Origin of the sequence: Tabrizicola sp. M-4 (genome assembly GCF_051132405.1) — a bacterium.
Taxonomy (GTDB): Bacteria; Pseudomonadota; Alphaproteobacteria; order Rhodobacterales; family Rhodobacteraceae; genus Paragemmobacter.
Genome location: NZ_CP128606.1, coordinates 2,483,988 through 2,495,824 on the forward strand (window position 1 = coordinate 2,483,988; position 11,837 = coordinate 2,495,824).

General features: G+C 65.6%; 12 protein-coding genes. 4 read left to right on the forward strand and 8 right to left on the reverse strand.

Annotated features, from left to right (window positions below; translation table 11 throughout):
- The first annotated feature begins 66 nt into the window (after positions 1-66).
- From puhE to TabM4_RS12190, 3 genes are all read left to right on the forward strand, one after another.
- Entirely contained in the window at positions 67-897 is an 831-nt protein-coding gene (gene puhE / locus TabM4_RS12180; protein WP_434612652.1) for a putative photosynthetic complex assembly protein PuhE, read from the forward strand.
- Between the two features lie 5 nt (positions 898-902).
- A complete protein-coding gene (gene hemA, locus TabM4_RS12185; protein WP_434612654.1) occupies positions 903-2,114 on the forward strand; it encodes a 5-aminolevulinate synthase in 1,212 nt (403 codons plus the stop codon).
- A 98-nt stretch (positions 2,115-2,212) separates the two neighbouring features.
- The gene (locus tag TabM4_RS12190) at positions 2,213-2,692 is read left to right on the forward strand and encodes a c-type cytochrome (RefSeq protein WP_434612656.1); all 480 of its coding nucleotides are present in this window, start codon (positions 2,213-2,215) and stop codon (positions 2,690-2,692) included.
- Positions 2,693-3,095: 403 nt separating this feature from the next.
- Here TabM4_RS12190 and urtE read toward each other — a convergent pair whose 3' ends face one another.
- The 8 genes from urtE to TabM4_RS12230 form a co-directional block, all read right to left on the reverse strand.
- The gene (urtE, locus tag TabM4_RS12195; RefSeq protein WP_434612658.1) at positions 3,096-3,791 is read right to left on the reverse strand and encodes an urea ABC transporter ATP-binding subunit UrtE; all 696 of its coding nucleotides are present in this window, start codon (positions 3,789-3,791) and stop codon (positions 3,096-3,098) included.
- Positions 3,791-4,534 (reverse strand): urea ABC transporter ATP-binding protein UrtD, encoded by a 744-nt coding sequence (gene urtD / locus TabM4_RS12200; RefSeq protein WP_434612659.1) that lies wholly within the window; start codon positions 4,532-4,534, stop codon positions 3,791-3,793. The genes urtE and urtD overlap by 1 nt, the downstream gene beginning before the upstream one ends.
- Positions 4,531-5,781, reverse strand: coding sequence for an urea ABC transporter permease subunit UrtC (gene urtC / locus TabM4_RS12205; RefSeq protein WP_434612661.1), 1,251 nt, complete (start codon positions 5,779-5,781; stop codon positions 4,531-4,533). Before urtC ends, urtD begins: the two co-directional genes overlap by 4 nt.
- 97 nt (positions 5,782-5,878) lie before the next feature.
- Complete coding sequence (gene urtB / locus TabM4_RS12210) at positions 5,879-7,828, reverse strand: urea ABC transporter permease subunit UrtB (protein ID WP_434612663.1); 1,950 nt, start codon at positions 7,826-7,828, stop codon at positions 5,879-5,881.
- Positions 7,829-7,890: 62 nt separating this feature from the next.
- Entirely contained in the window at positions 7,891-9,171 is a 1,281-nt protein-coding gene (gene urtA, locus TabM4_RS12215) for an urea ABC transporter substrate-binding protein (protein WP_434612665.1), read from the reverse strand.
- Between the two features lie 402 nt (positions 9,172-9,573).
- Positions 9,574-10,194, reverse strand: a complete 621-nt coding sequence (gene ureG / locus TabM4_RS12220; protein ID WP_434612666.1) for an urease accessory protein UreG — start codon at positions 10,192-10,194, stop codon at positions 9,574-9,576.
- The gene (locus tag TabM4_RS12225) at positions 10,191-10,826 is read right to left on the reverse strand and encodes an urease accessory protein UreF (protein WP_434612668.1); all 636 of its coding nucleotides are present in this window, start codon (positions 10,824-10,826) and stop codon (positions 10,191-10,193) included. The genes ureG and TabM4_RS12225 overlap by 4 nt, the downstream gene beginning before the upstream one ends.
- Positions 10,823-11,389: an urease accessory protein UreE gene (locus tag TabM4_RS12230; RefSeq protein ID WP_434612670.1), complete on the reverse strand. Its 567-nt coding sequence runs from the start codon at positions 11,387-11,389 to the stop codon at positions 10,823-10,825. Before TabM4_RS12230 ends, TabM4_RS12225 begins: the two co-directional genes overlap by 4 nt.
- A 116-nt stretch (positions 11,390-11,505) precedes the next feature.
- On the opposite strand from TabM4_RS12230, the gene TabM4_RS12235 reads away from it, so the two are divergent.
- The gene (locus tag TabM4_RS12235; RefSeq protein WP_434612671.1) at positions 11,506-11,835 is read left to right on the forward strand and encodes a hypothetical protein; all 330 of its coding nucleotides are present in this window, start codon (positions 11,506-11,508) and stop codon (positions 11,833-11,835) included.
- Positions 11,836-11,837 lie beyond the last annotated feature (2 nt).

The window sequence follows — 11,837 nt, forward strand, 5'->3', positions numbered from 1 at the left end:
TTGCGGCGGCGGGATGGGCGCGTCCCACCGCCCGGCGCGGTCCCCCTCAGAAGGGGGGGGCCGCGCATGAATTCCCCTTGGATCGCCGCCGTCTCGGCCCTGTTCCTCTGGTGGTTCTCCACCGGGATCATCCTGTGGCGGGTGAAACGGGCCGATCACGAAGGCCGCGACGCCCATCTCTGGAGCGTGATCCTCGGTCTTCCCCTCCTCCTCGGCGGCTTCATCGCCCTGCGCCACACCCTGCAGGACGATACCGCCACCGGCGCCTTCATCGCATTCGTCGCCGCGCTGGCCATCTGGGGCTGGCTGGAACTGGCCTTCCTCTCCGGCATCGTCGCAGGCCCCAACACCAGCCCCTGCCCGCCCTACGCGCCGCTCTGGGAACGCTTCTTCCGCGCCGTCGGCACCATCCTGTGGCACGAACTTGCCCTGATGGCGACCCTCGGCATCATCGCCATCGTCTCCGAAGGGGCCAGCAACCGCTTTGCCCTCTGGACCTTCGCCATCCTCTTCTTCGCTCGCATCTCGGCCAAGCTGAACCTCTTCTTCGGCGTCCCGCGCATCCATACGGAATTCCTGCCGCGCCCCCTTGCGCATCTCTCCAGCCATTTCCGCCGCGCGCCGATGAACACCTTCTTCCCGGCCTCCATCACCGCGCTCTCCTTCGCCTCCGCCTGCTTCCTCGAACGGCTCTGGTCCGCCCAGACCGAAGGTCACATCACAGGCTTCACCCTCCTCTCTGCCCTGACCCTGCTCGCGCTTCTCGAGCATTGGTTCATGGTGATCCCCCTTCCCGACCAGAAACTCTGGCGCTGGATGCTTCCCGCGCCGCGCCCCACAGCAGCAAACTCAACGGGCACCCCAAGACCCGACCAGCCACTGACAGTGAGAAAGTGACGACCATGGACTTCGACGCCCTCTTCCAAGGCCAACTCGACGCGCTGAAAGCCGAAGGCAACTACCGCGTCTTTGCCGACCTTGAACGCCGCTGCGGGTCCTTCCCGCGCGCCGCGAACCACAAGGACGGGCAGGTCCGCGACGTCACCGTCTGGTGTTCGAACGACTATCTCGGCATGGGCCAGAACGAGACCGTGGTGAAGGCGATGGTCGAGGCCGTCCAGACCTGCGGCACCGGCGCGGGCGGAACGCGCAACATCTCGGGCACCAACCACCACCACCTGCTGCTCGAACAGGAACTCGCCGACCTGCACGGGAAAGAGGCCGCCCTCCTCTTCACCTCCGGCTATGTGTCGAACTGGGCCGCCCTCTCCACCCTCGGCGCGCGCATCCCGAACGCGGTGATCCTGTCGGACGAAAAGAACCACGCCTCCATGATCGAAGGCATCCGCCACTCCCGCGCCGACAAGGTGCTGTGGAAGCACAACGACTGGCGCGACCTCGACCGGAAGCTCCACGCCGTCGGCGACCGTCCCAAGATCGTGGCCTTCGAATCCGTCTACTCCATGGACGGCGACATCGCCCCCATCCGTGAAATCGTCGAAGTTTGCGAAGCCCACGGCGCGCTCTCCTATATCGACGAAGTCCACGCCGTCGGCATGTATGGCCCCCACGGCGGCGGCGTGACCGAGGAGATGGGCCTCGCCCACCGCATCGACCTGATCGAAGGCACGCTGGGCAAGGCCTTCGGCTGCGTCGGCGGCTACATCACCGGCTCCGCCGCTCTCTGCGACTTCGTGCGCAGCTTCGCCTCGGGCTTCATCTTCACCACCGCGCTGCCGCCCGCCGTCGCCGCAGCCGCCGCCGCCTCCATCCGGCATCTGAAGCAATCGGACGAGGAGCGCCGCCTGCAAAAGCAGAACGTCGCCAAACTGCGCGCCAAACTCGACCGCGCGGGCATCCCCCACATGGCCAATGACAGCCACATCATCCCCGTGATGATCGGCGATCCGGTCAAATGCCGCATGATCTCCAACATCCTGATGGATGACTGGGCGATCTACGTGCAGCCGATCAACTACCCCACCGTGCCCAAGGGGACGGAACGACTGCGCATCACCCCCGGCCCGCTCCACACCGATGCCGATATCGACCATCTCGTGACTGCCCTCGCCTCGCTCTGGCAAAGGTGCGCCGTCGCCCATGCGGTGGCATGACGCACGGCTTGAAATTTCTTCACCAGCCGTTCACGAAGTCTTGCCAGAACGAAACGCCGAACCAGTTTAGTATCGCCCAAGAAACCGGGAGGATCCCCATGAAGACCAAACTGACTGCCCTTGCCGTCCTGTCCACCGTCCTCGCTGCCCCCGCCTTCGCAGCCGGCGACGCGGAAGCTGGCGCCAAGGTGTTCAACAAATGCCAGACCTGCCACGTCGTCGCCAACGAGGCGGGCGAAGTTCTGGCGGGCCGCAACGCGAAGACCGGGCCGAACCTCTATGGCGTCGTCGGGCGCGCCGCAGGCACCTATCCGGAATTCAAGTATGGTGAGTCGATCGTCGCCCTCGGCGCCTCCGGCTACACCTGGACCGAGGCGGATCTCGCCGTCTACCTCGCCGACCCCGCTGCCTTCCTGAAGGACAAGCTGGGCGACGACAAGGCGAAGTCCAAGATGGTGTTCAAGCTGACCAACGAAACCGAGGCCGCCAACGTGGCAGCCTTCCTCGCCTCCTTCTCGGCCGCCCCGGCCGCCGCCGAAGGCGAGGCCGCTCCCGCCGAAGGCGAAGCGACCAACTGATCCGTCCCTCCGGGACCAAAGGGCCCGTCTGCCGCGTGGCAGGCGGGCCCTCTTGCGTTTCGCTGCCGTCTTCGCCGGGGTTGACGATAAGTAAATATCCCGCCCGCTGCGTGCTGACAGTTTGCGGCACACTCTGCGGCCCCACCTGCGGCACGGCATGCCCAGCCCCGAAAACCCGTAGGGCGGGGTTCACCCCGCCAGCCCGGTCAACACCCCGTTAACCCACCGCCCGCCGCGTGCTGACACTTTGCGGTACACTACACGGCACCGCCAGCCGCACGGCACTCCCAGCCCCCAAAGCACGTAGGGCGGGGTTCACCCCGCCGACCCGGTCAACACCCCGTTAACCCACTGCCCGCCGCGTGCTGACACTTTGCGGTACACTCTACGGCACCGCCTGCGGTCACACCGAAACGGTCGCCCGCAACTCCTCCTGCGACAGTTCCGCCTTCGTCCCCTGCAAAGCCACCGCACCCCGCTTCAGCACATAGAACCGATCCGCCAGCCCATAGGCGAAATCGAAATACTGCTCCACAAGGATGATCGCCATGTCCCCCTTGCCCCGAAGGTAGGAAATCACACGCCCGATCTGCTGGATGATATTGGGCTGGATGCCTTCGGTCGGTTCATCCAGCAGCAGAACACGGGGCCGCATGATCATCGCCCGGGCTATCGCCAATTGCTGCTGCTGCCCCCCCGAAAGATCGCCCCCGCGCCGATGCCCCATGTCCTTAAGCACCGGGAAAAGCTCGTAAATCTCATCCGGTATCCGATGCTCGGCCTTGGGCAGCAAGGCAAAGGCCGTCTCCATGTTCTCCTTCACCGTCAAGAGCGGAAAGATCATCCGCCCCTGCGGCACCACCGCCAACCCCCGCTGCGCCATCCCCTGCGGTGGCACCTTGGGCACCTCTTCCCCGCCAAGAAAGACCCGCCCACCGGATCGCGGATGCGTCCCCGCCAAAGCTTTCAACAGGGAGGTCTTCCCCACCCCGTTCGTCCCCATGACGCAGGTCACCTCCCCCGCCTTGGCCTCCATGTCGATGCCGTAAAGGATCTGCGACCCGCCATAATGCAGCGTCAGCCCTTCGGTCCTGATCATCACCCGCGCCCCAGATAGACTTCGATAACCTGTTGATTCTTCGTGACATGATCCAGCGACCCCTCGGCCAGAACCGCCCCCTCGTGCAAGACCGTCACCTTGCAGTCCAGCCGCCGCACGAAGTCCATGTCATGCTCCACCACCACCACCGCCCGCGTCTTCGCCATCTCGACCAGCAACCGCGTCGTATGCTCCCGCTCGGCCAGCGTCATGCCCGCCGCCGGTTCATCCACCAGCAAAAGGCGGGGCTCCTGCGCCAGCAGCATCCCGATCTCCAGCCATTGCTTCTGCCCATGGCTCAACTCCCCCGCCTTGCGCGGCAGGGCATCGGCCAGCCCCACCTCTTCGGCCAGTGCCTCCACCCGCGCGCGGTCCTCCGCCCCCTCGCGCCAGAACAGCACTCGCCAGGGCGCGCGATGGGCCTTCAGCGCCATGGTCAGGTTCTCGGCCACCGACTGATCCTCGAACACCGTGGGCCGCTGGAATTTCCGCCCGATCCCCGCCCGCGCGATCTGCGCCTCGGACAGCGAGAGCAGCGAAACCGACCGCTCGCCAAAGGTGACAGACCCGGTATCGGGCCGCGTCTTGCCGGTGACGATATCCATGAAGGTCGTCTTCCCCGCCCCGTTCGGCCCGATGATCGCGCGCAATTCCTGCGCCCCGATGGAGAAGGACAGATTGTTGATCGCGCGGAACCCGTCAAACGTCACCGAAACGCCCGAAACCTCCAGAAGCGCGCTCATTCCTTCGCCTCCTTATCCATCAGCGCCCCGTCATCCGGCCCCAAAGGCGCGCCCTTGCGATCAGGGCTGCGCAACCCCTGCCACAGATCGAACAGCCCCCCGATCCCCTTCGGTGCGAACAGCGTCACCGCCACGAAGGACAGCCCCAGCAGCACCAGCCACCAGTCCACCCAGTTGATCGTATAGAAGCCCAGCGGCACCGAAGGCGCACGCCCCCCCGTGAACCACGACGACAAGAGCGACACGAAGGCCGCCCCGATCACGGCCCCGTAAAGCCGCCCCCGCCCCCCGATCGCCACCCAGACCGCCAGATAGATCGAGGCGATGGGCGCCAGCTCCGCCGGATTGATGATCCCCGCCTGCGGGTAATAGAGCGCCCCCGCAATCGCCGCGATCACCGCCGTCAGGGTGAAGACGAAGAGCTTGTAGCCCTCCACCGAATAGCCAAGGAACCGCACCCGCTGCTCGTCATCCCGGATGGCCCGGATCACCGACCCGAACTTCCCCGACACGACCCAGGCCAGCAGCACATAGCCAAGGCCCAGCGCCAGCGCCGAGGCCCAGAAGAACCAGATCGACACCTCATCCTGCGACACCTCGGCCAGCCCCGGCAAGTTCTGCAAGCCTGACAGCCCATTGTTGCCACGCAGGCCGGAATCGTTCTGAAACAGATACAGCGCCAGCGCCAAGGTCATCGCCTGCGTCAGGATCGAGAGATAGACCCCCGTCACGCGGGACCGGAAGGCCAGCCACCCAAAGATCAACGCCAGCACCCCCGGCACCGCCACGACGAGGAACATCTGCGCCCAGAAACTATGCGCGAAGGCCCAGATGGGCGGAAACTCCGACGCGCCCACGACCCCGAAGATCTGCACGGCAATCCCCTGCCGCACCTCCTCGGGCGTGGCGGGCAGCCCCCCCTGTGCCAATGCCGCGACCACGATCTCCTCGGTCCGCGCATACATCAGCCACATGCCCAGCATGTAGCCGCCCAATGCAAAGAACGCCATGTGACCCAGCGAAAGGATCCCCGCATAGCCCCAGATCAGATCCATCGCCAGCGCGACGAGGCAGAGGCACAGCGTCTTGCCCAGCGTCTTGACGAAGGAGGTGGAGAGGAACGCCACCCCGTAAGCCTCGGACAGCACCGTCACGCCCAGCGTGAAGACGGCGAGGATCAGGATGAACCACAGGACGGAGGGGTTCCTTGCCAGAAAGGACCGCTCGACGAAGGTTTGGCGCGTCATTGCAGCCTCGCGCTTGTTGCACCTGCGGGTCCGGGGGTTTCACACCCCCGGACCCCCGTGGGATATTTCAGAACGGATGAAGGGGCATGCGTCATCCTCAATCCCCCGCCGCGCGGCCCTTGAGGGCGATGATCCCCCGAGGGCGGAACTGGATGAAGAGGATGATGAACAGGATCATGTAGGTCTGCGCCGCCAGCGTGTTCGAGGGGTTCAACCACTCGATCCCCTTCTGCAACACGCCGATCAGCGCGGCCCCGGCCAGCGTGCCCCAGATGTTGCCCACACCGCCCACGACCACCGTCATGAAGCTCTGCACGATGTAGTCGGAGCCAAGCTCCGACGTGACCTTGGCAAACAGGCCGATGGCCACCCCCGCGATCCCCGCGATGCCGGAGCCGAGGCCGAAGGTCAGCATGTTGATCCGGTCCGGGTTGATCCCCATGCTCGCCGCCATCGACGGGTTCTGCGTGACCGCGCGGACCTCCAGCCCCAGCCGCGTCTTCTTCATCAGCCAGAGGAAGAACAAGAGGAAGACCAGCGCCAGCACGAAGATCGCGATGCGGATGTAGCTGATCGACACCACGTCATTGAAGGTCAGCGCCCCGTCCAGCCAGCCCGGCGCCGTCAGCGGCCGCGCTTGGGTGCCGAAGATGTTCTTGGCGATCTGCTGCAAGGCGATGGAGATGCCGAAGGTCGCAAGCAGCGTCTCCAAGGGCCGCTTGTAGAGGTGGCGGATCACCAGCCGCTCCATCGCCACGCCCGCGGCGAAGGTCACGGCAAAGGCCAAGGGCAGCGCCACGATGATCGACAGGGTATAATTCGTGATGAAGAGCTGCACCACATAGCCCGTATAGGCGCCCATCATGATGAACTCGCCATGCGCCATGTTGATGACGCGCATCACGCCGAAGGTGATGGCCAGCCCGATGGCGGCAAGGAAATAGATCGAGGCCAGTGATATGGCATCCAGCGCCAGATCCGCCGTCTGCATCGCGCCGACCTTCACCCCGATGGCGTCCAGCGCGGCCTTGGCCGCCGTGGTGACCTCAGGGTCGGGCTCGGCATAGATCTCGGCAAAACGGTGGGCGGCGATGGCCGCCGCGACCTCGGAATCCGTGGCGGCGGGCGGCACGGTCCCCGCAGCCTCCAGCGCCGTATAGGCCCTGTCGCGCGCCTCCTGCGTGCCCAGTTCTGCCACGGGCACGCCACCGACGGCCCCATCCACGATATTGGCGACCAGCGCCGCGCGGGCCTCTTCCACAGTCAGCCGCGCCGGGGCCATGCCTGCGGAAACGAGCAGGTCATAGGCCTCTTCCTCGGTCAGGTCCCTGCCCGGCACTAGGTCACGCGCAAGGTTTGCGCCGGCGGGGGGAACCCCGGCAAAAGCCACCCGCGACGTCGCCAGCAGCGGGTTCAGCGCCCCGCGCAGGTCAAGGCCCAGATCGGCACCGAAGCCCTCAATCGCGGCCACCCGCGCCGCGCTGTCGGGATCGAAGCGCAGGGTCAGCAGGCGTTCCAGCCGTTCCTTCTGCGCTTTCAGGTCTGGGTCCGTCTCGCCGGCAATGGCCGCGCGCAGCGGTTCCAGATGCGACGGCTCGGGATCGCGCGCGATGGAGGTCAGCGCCCCCGCCCGCGTCTCCGGGTCCGGGTCTGAAAGCGTGAACTGCACCAGCGCCGTCGCGATCAGACCGCGCACCCCAGCATTGGGGCGCAACTCCACCACGTCGGATTTCGGGGCCGTGCCCGCATCCGCCCCGGTCAGGTCGCGCAGGGCCCACTCATCGCCGCTCGCCTCGATCAGGAAGAAGACGCCATCCGCCTTGCGCAGGCCCAGCCCCTTTTCGGCCCAGGCCGCAAGCACGGTGGCGGCGACGGGGTCGCCACTGGCGGCCAGCGCCTCGATCACCGGGCCGATCTTCGCCCGTGTCGGCTTCTCCACCAAGGCACGGTTTTCGTTCAGGATTTCGGCAGCCGAACCCTGTGCCTTTGCCACTCCCGGCAAGGCCAGCAGCAGCGCCGTGGCAAGGGAAAGAAGGAAATGTCGCATGATACCCTGCGGCAAGGAAAAGGGGGGCCGGATCATCCAGCCCCCCGCATGTCGTGCCTGGATCAGTAGTTCGACTTGATCTGGACGCAGGTCTTCGTCTCGGTGTTGTACATCCCGCAGTCGAGGTTCTGCCAATCGGCCTCCAGCACCGCCGATTCAGGCAGGAAGTCGGTCCAGGCGTCACCGGGGACGGGTTCGGTCTGGCTGATGATGTCGAACTGCCCATCCGCGCGGATCTCGCCGATCAGGACCGGCTTGGTCAGGTGATGGTTCGGCAGCATCTTGGCGATGCCCCCGGTCAGGTTCGGCACCTCAAGCCCATACATCGCCTCGCGCACGGCATCCACATCGGTGGTCCCGGCCTTTTCCACGGCCTGCACCCACATGTTGAAGCCGATGACATGGGCTTCCATCGGGTCGTTCGTCACGCGGTCCGCACCGGCAAAGGCCTTCCACTTTTCGATAAACGCCTTGTTCTCCGGCGTGTCCGCCGACTGGAAGTAGTTCCAAGCTGCAAGGTGGCCGACGAGGTTCGACGTATCCAGACCCGACAGTTCCTCTTCACCCACCGAGAAGGCCACGACCGGAATCTCATCCGCCGAAACGCCCGCCGCCGCCAGTTCCTTGTAGAAACCGATATTCGCGTCGCCATTGATGGTCGAGATCACGCCGACCTTCTTGCCATCCGCGCCCAGCGCGACCACGTCGGCCACGATCTTGGACCAGTCGGAATGGCCGAAGGGCGTGTAGTTGACGAAAATATCCTCCTTCGGGATGCCCTTGGAGATCAGGTAGGATTCAAGGATGTTGTTCGTCGTGCGCGGATAGACATAGTCCGTCCCCAGCAGCGCGAATTTCTCGACCCCGAGTTCCTCCAGGAAATAGTCCGTCGCCGGGATCGCCTGCTGGTTCGGCGCGGCGCCGGTGTAGAACACGTTCTTCGACGATTCCTCGCCCTCGTATTGCACCGGATAGAACAGCAGCCCGTTCAACTCCTCGATCACCGGCAGCACCGACTTCCGCGAAACGGAGGTCCAGCAGCCGAACATCACATCCACATTGGACACGGTCAGCAACTCACGCGCCTTTTCGGCAAACAGCGGCCAGTCCGACGCCGGGTCCACCACAACCGCCTCAAGCTGCTTGCCCAAGAGCCCGCCCTTGGCGTTCTGCTCCTCGATCAGCATCAGCATCGTGTCCTTCAGCGTCGTCTCCGAAATCGCCATCGTGCCCGACAGCGAATGCAGGACGCCGACCTTGATCGTCTCCTCCTGCGCCACGGCAGCGCCGGCGAGGGCCATGCCCATCGCGCCGCCCAGCATCATCCCCTTCAATCCGTTCATGGATTATCCTCTCTCGAGGCCGCCCGAAGACGCCCTTCCCTTTCCGGGAGGGGTTAACTATCTTCAAGAGGCAACTCAGGTTGCACCCCGTGCGGTGGGGGCGGACTTCCACATCGAAGCCCCCGCCGCACATCTTTCCTTTGCCAGAGCCGCAGCGGCCCCGCAGGGAAAGAAGAACGCCTTCGCCGCGTTGCGGCAATCGCTGCCGCAGGAACAGGCAGTGCGGAACGAAAAACCGCAGACTTGCGCCCAAACCTTCCGCAATTCGCGGGCCATCGCCAAAGTTTTGGGCGATCACAAACCCGGCATCCGCCGACTCAGGCCGTATCCGGGCGGCAAAGTGTCGGAAATGCGAAGGGCCGGGTCTCGAAGACCCGGCCCTTTCCTCAACCTGCCCGGATTTCAGGCCGTCAGCACCAGACCGCCTTCGCGGCGCAGGAAATCCACGATCTCGGCCACGCCCTGCCCCTGACGCAGCCGCGCCATCACATAGGGGCGGCTTCCCCTCGCCCGCCGCGTGTCCTCTTCCAGAAGCACCGGGTCGACCCCGACATAGGGCGCAAGGTCCGTCTTGTTGACGACCAGAAGGTCCGACCGCGTCACCCCCGGCCCGCGCTTGCGCGGAATGTCCTGCCCGGCGGCGGTGTCGATCACATAGATCGTCAGGTCGGCCAGTTCCGGGCTATACGTCGCGGCCAGATTGTCGCCCCCGCTTTCGATCAGGATCAGGTCGAGGTCGGGAAAAGCCCCGCGCAGATCGGCCACGGCGGCAAGGTTGATGCTGGCATCCTCGCGGATCGCGGTATGAGGGCAGCCCCCCGTCTCCACGCCCCTTATGCGCTCCACCGGCAGGACCTGCGCCCGCATCAGGTATTCGGCATCCTCACGGGTGTAGATGTCATTGGTGATCACCGCCATCGAACAGCGATGCGCCAAGGCGCGGCACAGCTGTTCCGTCAGGGTCGTCTTGCCCACGCCCACAGGCCCCCCGATCCCCACCCGCAAAGGTCCATGCGCGCTCATGTCTTGAAGATCCTCACATCCATTCCCTCATGCCGCATCGCCGCCATGTCGGCCCCCAAGGCCGCGCTGGCGATGCTGTCCACACCTAGCCCCGCCGCCTCTTCTGCAAGCTGCGCCAGAAGCGGATGCAACCGCGACAGCGCCGCCTGCCCGTCATTCTGCCCCAGCGGGACGAAGCGCACAGCGACCGAGACGAGGTTCGATGCAAAGGCATGCAGGTAAAGCGCGATGACCTGCTGCTTGGGCAGGCCCAGCCCCGCCGCCGCCGCACCCACGGCCACCGGCAGGGGCCGTTCCACCACCATCGTCCCCGTCATCGCCGCAACGGTGCGGGCGAAGGCCGCGCCCTGCTCCGCCACCTCGCGCAGCCGCTCGGCCGAGGGCTGAAGGGCCACGCAAAGCGCGGCAAGCTCATCATGATCCGCCCCGGGTTCCAACGCGGCGGAGAGCAGCACCGCATCCTGTTTCCCGGCACCGAAGCGCAGGATGTCGGAAAGCCAGCCTTCCAGTTCGGCCCCCGACCGGATGCCGCCATCCGCGATCACCTGCTCCATCCCGTGGGAATAGGCGAAGGCCCCCGTCGGAAAGGCAGGCGACAGCCATTGGACAAGCGTCATCAGGGCGGCGGTCACTCTTCCGCGACCTCCGGCTCGTCTTCGACCCGGCGGAAGCCTTGGGTCTGCACGTGCAGGGGGCCGTGGGCATGGCCAAGGCTGAAGACATGCGGCACATGGCCGTGCCCGTGGTCATGCCCCATGGTGCGCCCATGGCCATAGGCCCCGCCCTCGGGCCGGAAGGGTGCCATCGCGTGGCTGACCGTAGCCCCCAACTGTACCAGCATCGCCTTCAGCACATGGTCATCGCGGATCACCAGACGATCATGCCCGATTTCGCAGGGCGTATGGCGGTTGCCGATATGCCATGCCAGACGCGGCAGGTCGCCCCTCACCTCCAGCACCGGCTCTGCCGCCGCCTCGACCGCGATCAGGCGACCGTCCAGCAATTCGAAGCAATCGCCCGCCTCCACGCTAATGGTTTCGGCAAGGTTGACCAGCACGCCCTTGCCACCCTCGGTGACCAACCGCTTGCGGCGCAGGAAACGCTCCTCATACCCCAGCACCACACGGTCCACGGCTGTGCGTCCGGCCAGTTCAGCAGCCCGCACTAGCACCATCGCATCGGGATAATCGCCCATCGCCCCGCCCCTTTCCGTTTCCGTCCGCGCCGATCCTAGCATCGGCAGGCCCGCGCGTCGTCACGCCTTCTTAATTCCTGCCTGCGACCATTCCCCATCCCAGAACGGAGTCGCACATGCACAGCCTTTCCCCTGCCGACGAACTTGCCGAAATCCGCGCCGAAATCGCCCGGCTTCAGGCGCGCGAGGCGGACTTGCGGGCAACCCTTCTTGCCACTCCGGAAGAGGGACGGCAGGGCCGCTGGCACCGGGTCGAGGTCACGGAACAAAGGGTGCGCCAGTTCGACCCCGCGCTGTTGCCAGAGGCGATCCGCACCGATCCCGCCTATTGGCGCGAAAGCCTGCGGACCGTCGTCCGCACCCTTGCGGTGCAGGCACGCGGCCCGCGTCCCGGCTGGCCGATCCGGCGCAGCAGTCAGGGCGCAGCGGAGCGTCCGATGCATTGATC